We start from the raw sequence: 17427 nt of genomic DNA, 5'->3' as shown, positions 1-17427 counted from the left end.
GTTCAAAGCCAGCCGCTAATTAGCGGCAGGCTTGCCGTCCCGGGCCGCAGGAGCGAGGACGGCCGAGCTGCCGTTAACGGGGCCCCGGGCGCCGGAGGGACCGCCGTCAAGCCACTCATCAACCTCTTCGGCGTCGTTGCGGGCAAGGTGCTTGTGCCACCAGCGCAGGACGTGGTCAATGAGGATGCCGAGCACGATGGCGAAGACCACGGCTATGCCCGCGCTGAGCAGCGGATTGTGGTGGAGCCAGGGGAACGAACTGGCCAGCAGGCCGATGCCAATCGAATAGCCCACCCACGTGATGCAGGCGAAGGCATCCAACAGGAAGAAGCGCCGGTGGGCGAAGCCCGTGCTGCCGGCCACGTAGTTGACGGCCACCCGGCCCCACGGAATGTAGCGGGCAGTAAAGATCAGCACGGCGCCGCGCTTTTCGAGCTCGTAGCGGGCCCAGCCGAAGGCTTTCTGGACCTTGGGGCGGCGCATCCACTTCCACCGGTCCAGGCCAATCCGCCGTCCGAGCATAAACGCCATATTGTCCCCGGCAATGGCCCCAACCAGGGCTGTCAGGCCGAGGATCCAAAGATTGGGCTCCCCGCTGTGCCGGGAAAAGGCCGCCAGTGCCACGATCAGGGTCTCGCTGGGGACCACCATCGCGAAGCCGTCAACGAAGAAGAACACGAGCAGTATCGGGTAAATCCACCACTGACCAGCTGCATGGAGCACGGCCTCATTAATAAACTCCACGCGGGTCTTGCTCCTATGCAAAATGGCATAGCCGTAAGTGGCGCAGCCAAAGCGGAAATCGTTCCTAAGTGTCCCATGGCCAAGGCGCGATTCGCTACGCCTTGGCCTTCCTGGAACAACGCTTCAACTACGCTTCCGGTTCCTTCATCCGTTCCACCATCGGAGGCCGGCGACGGAGGCGGTTGATGCCCAGGTCCACGAGGATCCCCAGCGCCACGGCGCAGATGATGGCGATGGCGGCGCCCAAAAGGTGGTTGTCCTCGAACCACTGCCCGAAAAACAGCCCGATCCCCACGGAGTAGCCGGCCCAGAGGGTCGCGGACAGAACGGTGAGGCCGATGAAACGCACGTGGGGATAATGCGTGAAGCCCGCTGTCAGGTTCACTGCCACCCTCCCGATCGGAACGAACCTCGCCACGAGGATGAGCGAGGCCGGACGCTTCCGCAGTTCCCTGCCCGCCCACCGGAAGGCGCTCTGCATCCGGGGGTTACGCATCCACCCCCATCTCCTGGTGCCCACCTTGCGGCCGATCAGATAGGCAATGTTGTCCCCCGAGAATGCCCCCAGTGCAGCCACCAGCATCAGGACCCAGGGGTTGGGGACGTCCGCGGTGGCGGCAACGGCGGCGAGGCCCACCACCACCGACTCGCTGGGGATGGGCGGAAAGAAGCCGTCAATGACGCAGCAGGCCAGCACCAGGACCAGCACCCAGGGCTGCCCGGCTGCGGCGAGGATGAAGTCATTGATGGCCTGCATGGATCCCTATGCTATTCGGTCGATGATCAGCCGCTGCGCCGGCCGCGATCCCTCGGGCGCAATGACCACTGCGTGCTCCAGCGCCTCCTTCGCCCGCGCGAACCGTTCCGGGGTGTCCGTGAGCAGCGTCATCAGGGGCTCGCCGGCCCGGACCACGGCGCCGGGCTTGGCGTGCATCCGGACCCCGGCACCGGCCTGCACGGCGTCCTCCTTGCGGGCACGGCCGGCGCCCAGGCGCCAGGCTGCAACACCGACGGCCAGGGCATCAAGTTCCACAAGCACGCCGTCCGCCGGGGCGTAGACCACCTCGGACTCCCGGGCCGCCGGAAGCTTGGCCCGCGGATCGCCGCCCTGGGCTTCGATCATGCGGTTCCAGACATCCATGGCGCGGCCGTCCTTGAGGGCGGCGGCCGGATCTGCGTCGTTCACTCCCGCCGAGGCCAGCATTTCCTCGGCGAGCCTGACGGTCAGCTCCACCACGTCCTCCGGGCCGCCCCCGGCAAGCACCTCCAAGGATTCTTCGACCTCGATGGCGTTGCCCGCGGTCAGTCCCAGCGGGGTATCCATGTTGGTGAGCAGTGCCACGGTGTTCACTCCTGCGTCCTTGCCCAGCGCCACCATGGTCTCGGCAAGCTCCCGGGCCCTGGCCTCATCCTTCATGAAGGCACCGCTGCCCACCTTCACGTCCAGGACCAGGGAGCCGGTCCCTTCCGCGATTTTCTTGCTCATGATGGAGGAGGCAATCAAGGGAATGGCTTCAACCGTGCCCGTGACGTCCCGCAGTGCGTACAGCTTCCGGTCCGCCGGGGCCAGGCCGGCGCCAGCGGCGCAGATCACCGCGCCCACGTCCTGGAGCTGGGCCAGGATTTCCTCATTGCTGAGGGAGGCACGCCAGCCAGGGATGGATTCAAGCTTGTCCAGGGTGCCGCCGGTGTGGCCAAGGCCCCGGCCGGAGAGCTGCGGTACGGCGACCCCGAAAACCGCAACCAACGGCGCGAGCGGCAGGGTGATCTTGTCCCCCACGCCCCCCGTGGAATGCTTGTCAGACGTGTACTTCAGGCCGCCGTCAGGCCGGCGAAGGCTGGAGAAGTCCATGCGTTCGCCGGACGCGATCATCGCAGCGGTCCACCGGGCGATCTCGGTGCGGTCCATGCCGTTGAGCAGGATGGCCATGTTCAGGGCTGCCATCTGTTCGTCCGCGATGGCGCCGCGGGTGTAGGCATCGATGGTCCAGTCGATCTGTTCCGGGCTGAGGGTGCCCTTGTCCCGCTTTACGCGGATGATGTCGACGGCGTCGAAGGGTTCGGCAATGTTGTCCACTGCGCGGGTCTCTGTCACCTTGTCAGTCATTATGTTTCCTTCAGGTGTTCGGGACCGAAGGCGTCAGGCAACACCTGGTCCATGGACTTGATGCCTTGGGTCGTCATGAGCTCCATGTCCGGGGCGCGGAACTCGTACAGCAGCTGGCGGCAGCGTCCACAGGGCATGAGGATGTTGCCGCTGCCGTCCACGCAGTAGAAGGCGCGGAGCAGCCCGCCGCCGGTCATGTGCAGGTTGCCCACCAGCGCGCACTCGGCGCAGAGGGTAAGGCCGTAGCTGGCGTTCTCTACATTGCAGCCGCTGACAATACGGCCGTCGTGGGTCAGTGCCGCCGCTCCCACCGGGAACTTCGAGTAGGGAACGTAGGCGTGGCGCATGGCGGCGACGGCGGATGCCTCCAGCGCGGCCCAGTCAACCGGCCGCGCGGCGCCCGCAGTGCTGTCCACGACGTCAGCCCTTGACATAGGGGATGCCGCTGGCCGCCGGTCCCCGGGATTTGCCCACCAGCCCGGCCACTGCGAGGACCGTCACCAGGTACGGGAGCATGGCCATGAACTGGCTTGGAACGGGCGTGCCGATGATCGTAACGATGCTCTGGAGGTTGTCCGCGAAACCGAACAGGAGCGCTGCGAAGAAGGCTCCGATCGGGTTCCACCGGCCAAAGATCAGGGCTGCCAGGGCGATGAAGCCGCGGCCGCCGGAGATCTCCTTGGTGAAGCTGTCGATGGCCACCAGGGTAAAGAAGGAGCCGCCGATGCCGGCCACGGCGCCGCCAAGGGTGACGTTCCAGAACCGGGTGGCATTCACGTTGATGCCCAGGGTGTCCGCGGCCTGCGGGTGTTCGCCCACGGCGCGCACCCGGAGGCCCCAACGTGTCTTGAACAGGCCCACCCAGACCACCAGGACGGCGATGTACATGAGGTAGCCCACCAGGGACTGCCGGAAGAGGATGGGGCCGATCACGGGGATGCTGGACAGGACGGGGATTTCGATGATGTCCAGCCCCGGGGGCGAGTTGAACTGCGCCTTGTTGGCCTGCATCACCGTGCTGAACAGAAACCCGGTCACACCCGAAACCAGCACATTCAGGACCACGCCGACGATGATCTGGTTCACCAGGTACTTGATGCTGAAGAGTGCCAGCACCATGGACACCACTGCACCGGCCACGGCAGCAGCCAGCAGCCCGATGAAGGGGTTCTGCGTCATGCTGGCCACAATGGCGGCGGTGAACGCACCGCCCAGCAGTTGGCCCTCAATGGCGATGTTTACCACGCCCACCCGTTCGCAGAGGACGCCGGACAGTGATCCGAACACCAGCGGAACGGCGAGGGTCACCGAGCCGGCGATGAGGCCGGCCAGCGAAATGTTCGGGGTGCGGGCGCCGCCCACCACCCAGATGAGGAAAGCGGCCGTAAACAGGACGATGAAGGTCACCGTCAGCCAGCCCGGGGCCGGCATGTCCTTGGTCTTGAGGTACACCGCATAGGCGGCGAGCCCCAGCAGGAGGACGGACAGCACGATGCCGCCGGCAGCCGCGTTGACCGCCAGGGCCGGCAGCTGGAAGAAGTCTTCCCCTGTGGAGATGCCGAAGCTGGCCGTCTGGTTGGGGGCCATCAGGCCGAAGAACACCAGGGCGATCAGGCCGAAGGCCGTGAGCATCGCCGGCGTCCGCCAGCTGACGGGTTTGCTGGAGAGGGCGGAACCTGCCTTCGCTGAGGCGTCCTCCGGCTGCGGTTTTCCGGAGCGGGGCGAGGAAACTGTTGTGCTCATGCTGCACCTCCGGTGGTTGCTGCCTTACGGGACTTGCCGGCTTTGGCCGGCTTCCTGCGCCGCGGGTTGAGGCCGAATACGGCCCTGACGAGGGGCGGTGCTGCAATGAAGAGCACGATCAGGGACTGGACCACCAGGACGATATCGATGGGCGTGCCGGTCTGGATCTGCATCTGGACCGCCCCGGCCCGGAAGGCGCCGAACAGCAGGCCGGCTGCGAAGGTGCCCCACGGCGTCGAACGCCCCAGCAGGGCCACTGTGATGGCGTCGAAGCCATAGGTGGCGGCAACGCCGTCGGTAAGGACCTTCTCCGTGCCCGCCACCTGGGCGACGCCGGACATGCCCGCCAGCCCTCCGGCGAGTGCCATCACCAGGATGGTGGAGCGGGACACGTTGATGCCCGCTGTCTGCGCCGCCTTGGGGTTTGCGCCTACGGCGCGGAATTCGAAGCCCACGGTGGAGCGGTTGAGGAGCCACCAGACCAGGACAGTGGTGGCTATGGCCAGGAGGAAGCCGAGGTGGAGCCGGTACTGGGTGCCGAAGATCTGCGGGTAGACAGCGGTAGGGTCCAGGATGGGCGAGATGGGGTTCGACTCCCCCGGCCGCTGGAACGCCGGAGTGTTCAGCAGGTACCGCAGGAAGTACAGCGCGATGTAGTTGAACATGATGGTCAGGATGACTTCGTGGGCCCCCGTGCGGGCCTTGAGGAGGCCGACGAGCCCGCCCCAGAAGGCGCCGCCGACGATGCCTGCCGCCAGGACCAGGAGCAGGTGCAGGCCCACGGGAAGGTCGAGCGCGAAACCCACCCAGGCGGCCAGGATGCCGGCCACGATGATCTGGCCCTGGGCGCCGATGTTGAACAGCCCCGCGCGGAAGGCCAGCGCTACGCCCAGGCCGGCCGTGATGAGCGGGGTGGCGATGGTGAGGGTCTCCATGAACGGCGCGAACTGGGCCGCAACGCTGTTGCCGCGGGGGTTGAAGACCGAGCCCTGGAACAGGGCGATGTAGGACCGCGTGGCCGCGTTCCAGACGGCGGACAGGAAGTCGGTGGGCCGTGCGAAGAAGTACGTGGAGGTGGTGGCCACCTGCTTGTCGGTGCTGGCGATCAGCAGCCCGCCGATGATGAGGGCCAGCAGGACCGCCAGGACGGAGACCATGCCGCTGCCGGTGAAGATCTTGCGCAGCAGGGTGTCGGGACCGCCGGGGATCTTTCCGCTTTGGGCGGTGGCCGGAACGGCGGATGGTTCCATGACCCCGCCGGCAGTATCAACGGCCACGACGGCGGCCGTCCGCTCGTCCGGGACAGCGGACTCCTGCGCCTCGGGGCCAGGCTCGCCGGCCGCGTGCTTGGGGGGATGCGTGTCAGACATGGTCGCCTCCTTCGGCGTCGGATACGGAAGCCGTGGTGGCGGCGGGATCCTGTTCACTGCCTGTCGGGGCCGTGTGTTCCTCCGGCGGGATGCCCGCCATCATGAGGCCCAGGACGTCGCGGCTGGTTCCGGCCGGAACCACGCCCACCAGTTTGCCCTTGTAGAGCACGGCGATCCTGTCGGCCAGTTCCATCACTTCGTCAAGTTCGGTGGAGACGATCATGACGGGCGTGCCCTGGTCGCGTTCAGCCACGATCCGCTTGTGCAGGAATTCGATGGACCCCACGTCCACGCCGCGGGTGGGCTGGGAGGCGATGAACAGGCGCAGCGGACGGGACAGCTCGCGGGCCATCACCACCTTCTGCTGGTTGCCGCCGGAAAGCGTTCCGGCGGCAAGGGCTCCTGAAGGGGTCCGGACGTCAAACTCTTCGATCCGGGAGGTTGCGTTTTCCAGCACCTTGGCAGGGCTCATGCTGATGCCCTTTGCGAAGGGGGCCTGATCGTACCGGTCCAGGATCAGGTTCTCGGCAATCGAAAAAGTGCCGATAAGGCCGTCAACGGAGCGGTCCTCGGGCACGAAGCCCACTCCTGCGTTCAGGACCTCTTTGACGCTGCGGCCCACGAGCTCCTGCCCGTCCAGCAGGATGGAGCCGTGGACCCGCTCCTGCAGGCCGAGGATCGCCTCCGTCAGCTCGGTTTGGCCGTTCCCCTGGACGCCGGCAATTGCAAGGATCTCTCCCCTGGCTATCTCAAAACTCAGGCCGTCCACGACGTGCTGGCCGTTGGGAGCGATGACGGTAAGGTCCCGGACCTCGAACGTCTTTTCCTTCGGCCTGGCCGGTGCTTTATCCAGTTTGAGGTTGACGGCACGGCCCACCATCATGGAGGCCAGTTCGGTAGTGGACGCAGCGGGGTCAGCCGTCCCCACCACCTTGCCGCGGCGGATCACCGTAATGGTGTCCGAGACTGCTTTCACTTCCCGCAGCTTGTGGGATATGAAGACGATGGACGTTCCGCCGGACTTGAGCTGGCGCATGATGTCCAGCAGTTCGTCCGTTTCCTGCGGTGTCAGGACGGCGGTGGGTTCGTCCAGGATGAGGACCCTGGCATTGCGGACCAGCGCCTTGATGATTTCCACCCGCTGCTGGACGCCCACCGGCAGGTCCTCCACCAGCGCGTCCGGGTCCACGTCGAAGCCGTACTGGTCCGAGATCTCCTTGATCCGGCGGCGCGTTTCGTCGAGGTTGAGGAAGCCCGCGGCCTTGGTGGGCTCGGCGCCCAACGCCACGTTCTCGGCGACCGTGAAGACGGGAACCAGCATGAAGTGCTGGTGCACCATCCCGATGCCCGCCGCCATGGCGTCTCCCGGTCCGCGGAAGGAAACTGGCGTGCCGTCAACCAGGATCTCGCCCTCAGACGGTTCGTAGAGCCCGTACAGCACATTCATGAGGGTGGATTTTCCGGCCCCGTTCTCACCCAGCAGGCAGTGGATCTGTCCGGATTCCACCACCACGTTGATGTGGTCGTTCGCCACCAGGGTGCCAAAGCGTTTTGTGATCCCTCGGAGTTCAAGTTTCAAAACTCTGACCAATCTCGAAGCGTCCAGTGATCGACCGGACAGGATATGTGGCTGCAGCACCAAGCCTAGTGGGTGCAGTCATGGGAAAGGCAGGCTGCGGCCAGGTGGGGGCAGCCAGCAAAAAAGCGCCACCGCCCGGCCAGTCGGTTACCGGCCGGGGGTGGCGCTCAGGCGGGGTCAGGCCTTGGGGCTTGCCGCGGACTCGACCTTCAGTTTCCCGTCGATGATGTCCTTCTTGATCTGGTCCAGCTCGGACTTCAGTTCGGCCGGGACCTGGGAGTCGAGGTCGTGGAACGGGGCCAGCTGGACGCCCTCGTTGGCCAGGGTGCCAACGTACGGCGTGTTGCTGAACTTGCCTTCCTTGTCCTCCTTGACGACTGCCTCCACGGCGTCGCCCATCTGCTTCATGACCGAGGACAGCATGATGTCCTTGTAGTCAGGTGCCGTGAGGAACCCGTCGGAGTCCACCCAGATCAGCTTGACGTCCTTGCCTGCTGCCTTGGCCTCCTTGAGCGCAGAGCCTGCACCCTTGCCTACCGGACCGGCCACGGGCATCACGATGTCCGCGCCCTGGTCCAGGAAGTTCTGGGTGAGCTGCTTGCCGACGTCCTGCTTCTCGAAGTCACCGGTGAAGCTGCCGTCCTGGGCTTCCTTGTTCCAGCCAAGGAGCTTGACGTCCTTGCCCTTCTTTTCGTTGTAGTACTTCACGCCGTCCGCATAGCCGTCCATGAAGATGGTGACGGTGGGAAGCTTGATGCCGCCGAAGGTGGCAACCGTTCCGGTCTTGGTGGTCCCTGCAGCGAGGTAGCCGGCAAGGAAGGCTGCCTGGGCGGTGTCGTAGATGATCGGCTTGACGTTGCTGATGGGCGTCGCGTAGCCGAAGTCGATGATGGCGAAGTGGCTGTCCGGGTTGGCCGTTGCCTGCGCCTTGGTGGCGTCGCCGAGCAGGAAGCCCACGGTGACGGTGAGGTCGCAGCCGGCCGTAACCATCGCCCTGAGGTTGGGTTCGAAGTCGTTGTTGGTCTTTGACTCCACCTGGTTGACCTTGATGCCCAGGTCCTTCTCGGCCTTCTTGAGACCCTCGTAGGAGGACTGGTTGAAGGACTGGTCATCGAACCCGCCGGAGTCGGAAACGATGCAGCCGGTGTAGTCGCTGGCTCCTGCAGTTGAGGTGCTTCCGGCTTCCGGGGCTGCGCCACAGGCGGTCAACACGAGCGCCGAAGCACCTAGGGTAGCCACGCCGGCCATTGAACCGCGCTTGAAACTTGCACGCAGTGATTTCTTCAATTTTCCTCCAGGATGAAGAGAGTGGCGCTACGGCTCGAATTCAATGAGTGTCCGTTTCTACACTGAAATTCTGTTGTCACTGAGGGCACGCAGCACTGCGCCGGAGCGCACTGATGGCACCCACTTTAGTGGCCTGCGCCACGTCCCGTAGCACAGCCGCAGGGTATCCCGAAGATTGTTTACAAGTTGTTACCAACCAGTAGGGGCACCGCCTGTTAGCGGCACCCCTATCGGTTGGCCATGGCGGCCGCAGGTCGCGGCGCCTGGCTAAAGGCGCACCAGCATCTTTCCGGTGTTGGCCCCGTCCAGGAGGTCCATGAACGCCTGCGGGGCGTTTTCCAGCCCGTCCACGATCGTCTCGTCATAGCGGACCGTGCCGTCAGCCAGCCAGCCCGCCATCTTTTCGGCGAACTCCGCGGCGTGTTGCCGCTGGCCGCCCACCAGGAACCCCTTAAGCGTGAGCTGCTTGCCGATGGCCAGCATCAGGTTGCGGGGCGCAGGCGTCGGTTCGGTGGAGTTGTATTGGGCTATGGCCCCGCACATCGCCACCCGCCCGCCAACGTTGAGGACGGCCAGTGCCGCCTCGAGGTGCTCTCCGCCCACATTGTCGAAGTAGACATCAATGCCGCCGGGGCCGGCGGCCTGTTCCAGCTGGCCGCGCACAGGCCCGTCGTGGTAGTCGAAGGCGGCGTCGAAGCCCAGCTCCAGGAGCCGTGCCACCTTGGCCGGGGAACCTGCCGAGCCGATGACGCGGGAAGCGCCCATCGCCTTCGCGATCTGGCCTACGAGCGAACCGACTGCCCCTGCAGCGCCGGAGACGAAGACGGCATCTCCCGGAGCGAACCGGGCAACCTTGAGCAGCCCGGCATAGGCGGTAAGGCCGGTCATGCCCAAGGCGCCGAGGAACGCGGACGCCGGGGCAAGTGTGGTGCGGGCAGGCGTGGCGGCCGCGGCGTCCACCACCGCATAGTCCCGCCAGCCGAGTGAATGCACGACGACGTCCCCCTCCTTTCGCTCACCGGAACGGGACGCGATCACCTCACCCACCGCGCCGCCGTCGAGCGCCTTGCCCAGGGCGAACGGCGCTGAATAGGACTTCACGTCATTCATGCGGCCGCGCATGTAGGGGTCCACGGAGATGAACAGGTTGCGCACCAGGACCTGTCCGTCACCAAGTTCAGGCAGCGGGGACTCGGCCAGCCGGAAGTTATCCGGGGTTGGCCGCCCTACCGGGCGGGAGGCGAGTTGGATTTCGCGGGTGCTGGCGGGCAAGGTTCCGGCGCTCATGCGGCGAACTCCAGAATCCTGATGTCCACACTGATGTTGCCGCGGGTGGCGTTGGAGTAGGGGCAGATCTCGTGAGCCTTGGCCACCAGCGCCTCGGCGGCTGCCAGGTCCAGGGCGGGGAGCGCCACCTCCAGTTCAGCGGCGAGTCCGAACCCGGCGCCGTCCAGCTGGCCCAGGTGCACCTTGGCCGCGACGGCGGAATCCGTCAGGTCGGCCTGCTCCTTGCGGCCCACCAATCGGAGTGCTGAGTGGAAGCACGCGGCGTAGCCCGCCGCGAAGAGCTGCTCGGGATTGGTGCCCTGGCCCGTTCCGCCCAGCTCCACGGGGCTGGACAGGGTAACGTCCAGCTTGCCGTCGTTCGTCCGCGCATTGCCGTCGCGGCCTTCGCCCGAAGCGAGTGCCTCGGCAGTGTATAGAGGTTTCACGGGTGGTATCCGTCCTGTAGGGGTTGAATAAGTTCTTTTGACTGAACTGTCAGTTCGCCTTGTGGAGGGCGTCCGTCAGCCGGTCCAGCGTGTTGCGCAGCTGATCCAGTTCCTCGGCAGTAAGTCCCGCGGCCTGGGCGAGGCGCTGCGGGATGGCGCCCGCTTTGCCGCTAAGCTCCCGCCCGGCGGAGGTGAGATGGATGGCGACACGGCGCTCATCCTCGCCAGACCGGCGCCGCTCACACAGGCCAAGGGCTTCCAGCCGCTTCAGCAACGGCGACAAGGTGCCGGAGTCCAGTCCGAGCTCCTCGCCGATCTCCTTCACGCCGCGCGGTTCGTTTTCCCACAGCACCAGCATCACCAGGTACTGCGGATAGGTCAGGCCCAGGTCCTCGAGGACCGGGCGGTATACCGCGGTGGCAGCCCGGGAGGCGGAATAGAGCGCAAAGCAGACCTGGTGGTTTAGCCGGGGTGCGTCAGTCATGACAGAAACGATAGTACACAAGTAAGTTGTGCACAACTTACTTGTTCCGGCACGGAAGTGGTCTTGGGGGTGTGCCCGACGCAATCGGGCACACCCCGTTTCCCGGAATTAGATGTCGCGGATGGTGCGCAGCGCGGCTGCAGTGAGAACGCGGATTCCCAGTCCCAGGGCCCGCTCGTCCACGATGTAGTCCCCGCGGTGCAGGTCGTATTCCTCGCCGCCGGGAGTCTTGGTGCCCAAGCGCATCATGGCTCCGGGAAGTTCGGCAAGGAACCAGGCGAAGTCCTCCCCGCCCATGGACTGCGGGGTCAGGACCACGGCGCTTTCCCCGATTTCGGCGCGTGCGGCCGCTTCGATGATGGCCGTCTCATGCTCCGAGTTCACTACCGGCGGCACTCCCCTGGTGTGCTCCAGCCGCACGTCCACGCCATAGGGCGCGGCCACCTGGTGGACCACCTCGTCCAGGAGTTCGCCGGCCTCGTGCCACGCGTCGCGGTCCAGGCACCGCATGGTTCCCGCCATGTAGCCGGTGCCGGGAATGGCGTTGGGTGCCGAACCCGCGGAGATCTGCCCCCACACCACGGACACCCCGCTGCGGACATCCAGCCGGCGCGAGAGCACCGCGGGCACGCTCACTGCGATCTGTGCCAGCGCAAAGACCAGTTCTTCCGTCAGGTGCGGCCGGGACGTGTGCCCGCCGCGGCCGGACAGCTCGATCCGGATGGTGTCGGAGGCTGAGGTGATGGCGCCGATGCGCGTCCCGATCTTGCCCACGTCGATCCGGGGATCACAGTGCAGGGCCAGGATCCTCGGCACGCCGTCCAGGACGCCCTGCTCGATGCAGGCATGGGCCCCGCCGGGCATGGTTTCCTCAGCCGGCTGGAAGATGATGCGGACAGTGGCGCCGAGCGGCTCGTCCTGGTGCATCCGGTGCAGCACCAGGGCGATGCCCAGCATGGTGGTGGTGTGGACGTCGTGGCCGCAGGCGTGGGTGACGCCGTGGTTCTTCGAGGCGAACGGCAGGCCGGTCTCCTCGATGATGGGCAGGGCATCGATGTCACCGCGCAGTGCCGTGGCAATGGGCCCCTCCCCCACGTCCACCGTGAGGCCGGTGCCCTCCAGGCGGCGCGGCGTGAGGCCGGCAGCTTCAAGCCGCTCGGCGAGCTTGTCCGTGGTGCGGAATTCCTTGAAGGAGAGTTCCGGGTGTGCGTGGAGGTCCCTGCGGAAGTCGATCAGTTCCGGCAGGAGCGGCTCGAGCCACGGAGCCACCAGGGCGGTGGGCTCGGCTTCAGTAGTGTAATTGCGCACTGTTTCACTCTAGCGAGGGTGTCGGCATTAGCGGCCATCACGGTCGCCGCGTTACATCAGAGGACGTCGGTATCCCCGCTGGCTTTGAGGGCGTCGACGGCGGCCTTGACCCGCTGGGAGTTGGCCATGGTGGTCACCAGCAGCGCGTCCGGCGTGTCCACGATGACAACATCCTGGATTCCGATCAGGGCGATCACGCGCTTGGTGTCGGTGACCACCACGCCGCTGGAGTTTTCCGTGAAGACGCGCGCGCCTTCCCCCAGCACAGTGACGTCGTCAACTTCCTTGGCACTGTTGAGCCGGCCCACGGAGGCGAAGTCGCCGACGTCGTCCCAGCGGAAGGAGCCAGGCACGACGGCGACGTCCCCGGCTTCGGCGGCAGGCTCGGCCACCGCGTAGTCAATGGCGATCTTCGGCAGGGTGGGCCAGACGCGGGCGGTGACCTCGTCCCGCTCGGGAGTGTCCCAGGCCCGCGCGATTTCCTGCAGGCCGCCGAACAGTTCGGGCTGGTTGGCTTCCAGGTGCTTGAGCAGCAGCGCCACGGGCGCCACGAACATGCCGGCGTTCCATACGTAGTTGCCGCTGTCCACGTACTGCTGGGCCACCTGCTCGTCCGGCTTTTCGACGAACTCCACCACGTCCTGGGCGCTCGGAGCACCGTCGATGTGAAGGGCCTGGCCGGAGCGGATGTAGCCGAACCCCGTGGACGGGTGGGTGGGCTTGATGCCGATGGTCACGATCTTGCCGGCAGCCGCAGTGTGGATTGCCTCGCGGACTGCCTCCTGGAAGAGGTGGTCCGGGCTGATCACCTGGTCCGCAGCGAAGGACCCCATGATCGTGTCGGGGTCGCGCTCGTGGAGTATCGCGGCGGCAAGGCCGATCGCTGCCGCGGAATCCTTTGGCTCGGACTCGAGGACGAGATCCGAATCCTCGAGTTCCGGAAGCTGGCGGCACACCGCATCGCGGTGGGCCTTCCCGGTAACCACCAGCACCTTGCTTCCGGCAAGCGGGTGCAGCCGGTCATAGGTGGCACGCAACAGGGTGCTGCCGGAGCCGGTGAGGTCGTGCAGGAATTTGGGAGCTGCGGCGCGTGACAGGGGCCAGAGGCGGGTCCCCACGCCGCCGGCCGGGATCACCGCGATGAAGCGGTCAAGGGGTGATGCCGGGCTTGTCACTTTGTCTGTACTCATCACCGCCTACTTTAGCGGAACGGGCAATGCACCCTCCGTCAAGCGGTTCAGGCCCCTGCCGGACGGCAAATTGGCAGCCATGCCCGGCACTGGCCGCGGCGAGTGTGTCCTTTGTCTCAAAATTTCGCGGGATCCGCGCCACTGCTGGTCACCAAGGAACTCCTAAATTGAATAAGCTGTCAGCGAAGCCTAGATTTAGGCCTGAGCTACGAGTGCTCTCGCAGCAGGCGTTCCCCCCGCGTGGATCTCATGCCAGCGCCGCTGTGTTGCAGGGAGGTTTATCAGTGCCGACAAAACCAGCTGGCACCTTGTACCGCGGCCGTGAAGGCATGTGGTCTTGGGTAGGACACCGCATTACCGGTGTAGTGATCTTTTTCTTCTTGTTGGTCCACGTTTTGGACACCTCCTTGGTGCGCGTGTCTCCAGAGGCCTACACCACCGTGATCGGTGCCTACAAGAACCCCCTCATGGCCCTGGGTGAGACGGGCCTTGTTGCCGCCATTGTCTTCCACGCCTTCAACGGCCTGCGGATCATCGCGGTTGACTTCTGGAAGAAGGGCGCCAAGTACCAGCGGCAGATGCTGTGGGCAGTCCTTGCACTCTGGCTTGTCACCATGGTCGCCTTCTCCATCCGCCACCTGTCCCTCGCCCTCGGAGGTCACTAAGCCATGAGTGCAACCATCGAAAGTCCGCGCAGCGGGCGGATCGCCCCGCAGTACCGCCGTCACGGCGGGAGCAAGGGCAACTTCGAGATGCTCGCATGGCTCTTCATGCGGCTCTCCGGCGTGGTCCTTGTGGTCCTGATCTTCGGGCACCTCTTTGTGAACCTCCTGGTGGGCGAGGGCATCCACGCCATCGACTTCGGTTTTGTGGCCGGCAAGTGGGCCGACCCGTTCTGGCAGTTCTGGGACCTCGCCATGCTGTGGCTGGCCATGCTGCACGGAACCAACGGCGTCCGCACCATCATTAACGACTACGCCGAAAAGGACTCAACCCGCCGCTGGCTGAAGACGGTCCTCTACTCGGCCACCGTCGTCATCATCGTCCTGGGCACCCTGGTGATCTTCACCTTCGACCCTTGCCCCGTCGTCGACGGCGTGCCCCTGCCTGGCGGATTCTGCCCTGCCTAGCACCGGCACCACCCCGGGCCCGCGGGTACAACCGCGGGCCCTGTTTTGCGGCGCAGGCCACGCCGGCCCGTTGTTTTATAGCGAATTTTGAGAGAAAGAGCATCTGGTATGCAGGTCCATAAGTACGACGTCGTCATCGTCGGTGCCGGTGGCGCTGGCATGCGCGCCGCGATCGAATCAGGTCAGCGCGCGCGCACAGCAGTACTGACCAAGCTCTACCCCACCCGCTCGCACACCGGTGCGGCGCAGGGTGGCATGTGTGCGGCCCTTGCCAACGTCGAAGAAGACAACTGGGAATGGCACACGTTCGACACCATTAAGGGCGGCGACTACCTGGTTGACCAGGACGCCGCTGAGGTCATGGCGAAGGAAGCCATCGACGCCGTGCTTGACCTCGAAAAGATGGGCCTGCCGTTCAACCGCACGCCCGAAGGCCGGATTGACCAGCGCCGGTTCGGCGGGCACACCCGCGACCACGGCAAGGCCCCTGTCCGCCGCGCCTGCTACGCCGCGGACCGCACCGGCCACATGATCCTGCAGACCCTCTACCAGAACTGCGTCAAGCACAACGTTGAGTTCTACAACGAGTACTACGTCCTGGACCTGCTGACGGTCGAAGAGGATGCTGTCCGCGCGGACGGTACGCCCTACAAGCAGAAGCGCGTTGCCGGCGTCGTCTCCTACGACCTCGCCTCGGGCGAACTGCACGTCTTCCAGGCCAAGTCCGTGGTGTTCGCCTCCGGCGGCGCGGGCAAGGTCTTCAAGACCACCTCCAACGCGCATACCCTGACCGGCGACGGCATGGGCATCGCCTTCCGCCGCGGCATCCCCCTGGAGGACATGGAGTTCTTCCAGTTCCACCCGACCGGCCTGGCCGGCCTGGGCATCCTCCTTTCCGAGGCTGCCCGCGGTGAGGGAGCCATCCTGCGCAACTCCGAGGGTGAGCGCTTCATGGAGCGTTACGCCCCCACCATCAAGGACCTGGCGCCCCGCGACATCGTGGCACGCTCCATGGCCAACGAGGTCCGTGAGGGCCGGGGCTGCGGCCCGAACAAGGACTACGTCCTCCTGGACCTGACGCACCTCGAGCCCGCGCACATCGATGCCAAGCTCCCGGACATCACCGAGTTCGCCCGCACCTACCTGGGTGTGGAGCCGTACACGGAGCCCGTCCCCGTGTTCCCCACCGCGCACTACGCCATGGGCGGCATCCCCACCAACATCACCACCGAGGTCCTGCAGGACAACGACACCGTGGTCCCGGGCCTGTACGCAGCCGGCGAAGTTGCGTGCGTGTCCGTTCACGGCTCCAACCGCCTTGGCACCAACTCGCTGCTGGACATCAACGTGTTCGGCAAGCGTGCCGGCATCGCAGCGGCAGAATACGCCAAGACGGCTGACTTCGTGGAACTGCCCGAGAACCCGCTGGCGTACACCACCGAACTGCTGGATATAGCCCGCAACGGCAGCGGTGACGAGAAGGTGGCTGTGATCCGCAAGGAACTCCAGGACACCATGGACGCCAACATGCAGGTGTTCCGCACGGCGGAGACGCTGAACCAGGTCCTCCGCGACATCGCTTCCTTCGAGGAGCGGTACAGGCGCATCAACGTCCAGGACAAGGGCAAGCGCTTCAACCTGGACCTGCTTGAGGCCGTTGAGCTCGGCTTCCTGCTGGAACTGGCCAAGGTCATGACCGTGGCCGCCCTGCACCGTGAGGAATCCCGCGGCGGACACTTCCGCGAGGACTTCCCCGAGCGTGACGACGAGAAATTCATGAAGCACTCCATGGCGTACAAGGATGACCACGCGCCGGCGGACGGATCGGCTGAGTCAATTGCCGGCATCCGCCTGGCCACCAAGCCGGTCGTCTTTACCCGCTACGAGCCGATGGTGAGGAAGTACTAAAGATGACCGCTGAAATCGCTGAGCCAGCCTCAAAGATTGAACTGCCTGCCGGCGTCGGCGGTGGCGGCGAGATCCCCACGTTCGATGTGCACCTGCGCGTCCGCCGGTACAACCCGGAGGTTTCCGAGGAAGCCACGTGGGACGATTTCCACCTGACCATGTACGGCACGGACCGTGTCCTGGACGCCCTGCACAAGGTCAAGTGGGAAACGGACGGCACGCTGTCCTTCCGCCGCTCCTGCGCCCACGGTGTGTGCGGCTCCGATGCCATGCGCATCAACGGCCGCAACCGCCTGGCCTGCAAGACGCTCCTCAAGGACCTGGACACGTCCAAGCCCATCACGGTGGAGCCCATCAAGGGCCTGCCGGTGGAAAAGGACCTCATCGTGGACATGGAACCGTTCTTCCAGTCCTACCGCGAGGTCATGCCGTTCCTCATCAACAAGGGCCACGAACCCACCCGGGAACGCCTCCAGTCCGCCGAGGACCGTGAGCGCTTTGACGACACCACCAAGTGCATCCTCTGCGCCGCGTGCACGTCCTCCTGCCCCGTTTTCTGGACCGACGGGCAGTACTTCGGCCCCGCCGCGATCGTCAACGCACACCGCTTCATCTTCGATTCCCGCGATGACGCCGGCGACATGCGCCTGGAGATCCTCAACGACAAGGAAGGCGTGTGGCGCTGCCGCACCACCTTCAACTGCTCGGAGGCATGCCCCCGCGGCATCCAGGTGACCCAGGCAATCGCCGAGGTCAAGCAGGCCATTCTCTCCCGCAAGATCTGACAAAGGATTTAGCTGACGACGGCGCCGTCCCCCACTTAGGGGGAGGGCGCCGTCGTCGTTTACAGGTTTAGACGCACAGC

17 protein-coding genes are annotated in these 17427 nt (G+C 65.4%); 4 read left to right on the top strand and 13 right to left on the bottom strand.

Annotated features, from left to right (window positions below; genetic code table 11):
* Window positions 1–15: 15 nt before the first annotated feature.
* The 13 genes from SMD14_RS06085 to SMD14_RS06025 form a co-directional block, all read right to left on the bottom strand.
* Entirely contained in the window at window positions 16–744 is a 729-nt protein-coding gene (locus tag SMD14_RS06085) for a DedA family protein (protein WP_321215712.1), read from the bottom strand.
* A gap of 127 nt (window positions 745–871) precedes the next feature.
* Complete coding sequence (locus SMD14_RS06080) at window positions 872–1501, bottom strand: DedA family protein (protein ID WP_157238748.1); 630 nt, start codon at window positions 1499–1501, stop codon at window positions 872–874.
* A gap of 6 nt (window positions 1502–1507) precedes the next feature.
* The gene (locus tag SMD14_RS06075; protein WP_157238749.1) at window positions 1508–2851 is read right to left on the bottom strand and encodes a thymidine phosphorylase; all 1344 of its coding nucleotides are present in this window, start codon (window positions 2849–2851) and stop codon (window positions 1508–1510) included.
* Window positions 2851–3198, bottom strand: a complete 348-nt coding sequence (locus SMD14_RS06070; protein WP_231754961.1) for a cytidine deaminase — start codon at window positions 3196–3198, stop codon at window positions 2851–2853. Before SMD14_RS06070 ends, SMD14_RS06075 begins: the two co-directional genes overlap by 1 nt.
* 73 nt (window positions 3199–3271) lie before the next feature.
* Window positions 3272–4594 (bottom strand): ABC transporter permease, encoded by a 1323-nt coding sequence (locus tag SMD14_RS06065; protein WP_157238751.1) that lies wholly within the window; start codon window positions 4592–4594, stop codon window positions 3272–3274.
* Window positions 4591–5964 (bottom strand): ABC transporter permease, encoded by a 1374-nt coding sequence (locus tag SMD14_RS06060; RefSeq protein ID WP_321215711.1) that lies wholly within the window; start codon window positions 5962–5964, stop codon window positions 4591–4593. The genes SMD14_RS06065 and SMD14_RS06060 overlap by 4 nt, the downstream gene beginning before the upstream one ends.
* Window positions 5957–7543: an ABC transporter ATP-binding protein gene (locus tag SMD14_RS06055; protein WP_321215710.1), complete on the bottom strand. Its 1587-nt coding sequence runs from the start codon at window positions 7541–7543 to the stop codon at window positions 5957–5959. The genes SMD14_RS06060 and SMD14_RS06055 overlap by 8 nt, the downstream gene beginning before the upstream one ends.
* Before the next feature lie 177 nt (window positions 7544–7720).
* Window positions 7721–8791, bottom strand: coding sequence for a BMP family ABC transporter substrate-binding protein (locus SMD14_RS06050; protein ID WP_321216227.1), 1071 nt, complete (start codon window positions 8789–8791; stop codon window positions 7721–7723).
* 306 nt (window positions 8792–9097) lie between these two features.
* Window positions 9098–10117, bottom strand: a complete 1020-nt coding sequence (locus SMD14_RS06045) for an NADP-dependent oxidoreductase (RefSeq protein WP_321215709.1) — start codon at window positions 10115–10117, stop codon at window positions 9098–9100.
* Entirely contained in the window at window positions 10114–10542 is a 429-nt protein-coding gene (locus tag SMD14_RS06040) for an organic hydroperoxide resistance protein (protein ID WP_321215708.1), read from the bottom strand. The genes SMD14_RS06045 and SMD14_RS06040 overlap by 4 nt, the downstream gene beginning before the upstream one ends.
* 49 nt (window positions 10543–10591) lie before the next feature.
* Window positions 10592–11026, bottom strand: a complete 435-nt coding sequence (locus SMD14_RS06035; protein ID WP_321215707.1) for a MarR family transcriptional regulator — start codon at window positions 11024–11026, stop codon at window positions 10592–10594.
* 108 nt (window positions 11027–11134) lie between these two features.
* Window positions 11135–12334 carry an amidohydrolase gene (locus tag SMD14_RS06030; protein WP_321215706.1) on the bottom strand — a complete coding sequence of 400 codons (1200 nt, stop codon included), beginning with the start codon at window positions 12332–12334 and terminating at the stop codon, window positions 11135–11137.
* Between the two features lie 56 nt (window positions 12335–12390).
* Window positions 12391–13524 (bottom strand): mannose-1-phosphate guanylyltransferase, encoded by a 1134-nt coding sequence (locus SMD14_RS06025; RefSeq protein ID WP_157238756.1) that lies wholly within the window; start codon window positions 13522–13524, stop codon window positions 12391–12393.
* A 329-nt stretch (window positions 13525–13853) separates the two neighbouring features.
* On the opposite strand from SMD14_RS06025, the gene sdhC reads away from it, so the two are divergent.
* The 4 genes from sdhC to SMD14_RS06005 all read left to right on the top strand — a co-directional run bounded on the left by sdhC (window position 13854) and on the right by SMD14_RS06005 (window position 17347).
* Window positions 13854–14189 (top strand): succinate dehydrogenase, cytochrome b556 subunit, encoded by a 336-nt coding sequence (gene sdhC / locus SMD14_RS06020; protein ID WP_231754962.1) that lies wholly within the window; start codon window positions 13854–13856, stop codon window positions 14187–14189.
* Window positions 14190–14192: 3 nt separating this feature from the next.
* The gene (locus SMD14_RS06015) at window positions 14193–14654 is read left to right on the top strand and encodes a succinate dehydrogenase hydrophobic membrane anchor subunit (RefSeq protein WP_157238757.1); all 462 of its coding nucleotides are present in this window, start codon (window positions 14193–14195) and stop codon (window positions 14652–14654) included.
* Between the two features lie 108 nt (window positions 14655–14762).
* Window positions 14763–16562: a succinate dehydrogenase flavoprotein subunit gene (sdhA, locus tag SMD14_RS06010; protein WP_157238758.1), complete on the top strand. Its 1800-nt coding sequence runs from the start codon at window positions 14763–14765 to the stop codon at window positions 16560–16562.
* A 2-nt stretch (window positions 16563–16564) separates the two neighbouring features.
* Complete coding sequence (locus SMD14_RS06005; protein WP_104997174.1) at window positions 16565–17347, top strand: succinate dehydrogenase iron-sulfur subunit; 783 nt, start codon at window positions 16565–16567, stop codon at window positions 17345–17347.
* Window positions 17348–17427 lie beyond the last annotated feature (80 nt).

Origin of the sequence: Pseudarthrobacter oxydans (genome assembly GCF_034258515.1) — a bacterium.
GTDB lineage: Bacteria > Actinomycetota > Actinomycetes > Actinomycetales > Micrococcaceae > Arthrobacter.
The sequence above is the reverse complement of the archived record's forward strand: the minus strand, read 5'-3'. Positions and strand labels throughout refer to the sequence as shown.

Bases quoted from the DNA above. Each gene is read 5' to 3' on its own strand.
- SMD14_RS06050 (WP_321216227.1), bottom strand. From the start codon at position 8,791: ATGGCCGGCGTGGCTACCCTAGGTGCTTCGGCGCTCGTGTTGACCGCC.
- SMD14_RS06080 (WP_157238748.1), bottom strand. From the start codon at position 1,501: ATGCAGGCCATCAATGACTTCATCCTCGCCGCAGCCGGGCAGCCCTGG.
- SMD14_RS06045 (WP_321215709.1), bottom strand. From the start codon at position 10,117: ATGAGCGCCGGAACCTTGCCCGCCAGCACCCGCGAAATCCAACTCGCC.
- SMD14_RS06065 (WP_157238751.1), bottom strand. From the start codon at position 4,594: ATGAGCACAACAGTTTCCTCGCCCCGCTCCGGAAAACCGCAGCCGGAG.
- sdhA (WP_157238758.1), top strand. From the start codon at position 14,763: ATGCAGGTCCATAAGTACGACGTCGTCATCGTCGGTGCCGGTGGCGCT.
- sdhC (WP_231754962.1), top strand. From the start codon at position 13,854: ATGTGGTCTTGGGTAGGACACCGCATTACCGGTGTAGTGATCTTTTTC.
- SMD14_RS06035 (WP_321215707.1), bottom strand. From the start codon at position 11,026: ATGACTGACGCACCCCGGCTAAACCACCAGGTCTGCTTTGCGCTCTAT.
- SMD14_RS06025 (WP_157238756.1), bottom strand. From the start codon at position 13,524: ATGAGTACAGACAAAGTGACAAGCCCGGCATCACCCCTTGACCGCTTC.
- SMD14_RS06070 (WP_231754961.1), bottom strand. From the start codon at position 3,198: ATGCGCCACGCCTACGTTCCCTACTCGAAGTTCCCGGTGGGAGCGGCG.
- SMD14_RS06075 (WP_157238749.1), bottom strand. From the start codon at position 2,851: ATGACTGACAAGGTGACAGAGACCCGCGCAGTGGACAACATTGCCGAA.
- SMD14_RS06015 (WP_157238757.1), top strand. From the start codon at position 14,193: ATGAGTGCAACCATCGAAAGTCCGCGCAGCGGGCGGATCGCCCCGCAG.
- SMD14_RS06060 (WP_321215711.1), bottom strand. From the start codon at position 5,964: ATGTCTGACACGCATCCCCCCAAGCACGCGGCCGGCGAGCCTGGCCCC.
- SMD14_RS06005 (WP_104997174.1), top strand. From the start codon at position 16,565: ATGACCGCTGAAATCGCTGAGCCAGCCTCAAAGATTGAACTGCCTGCC.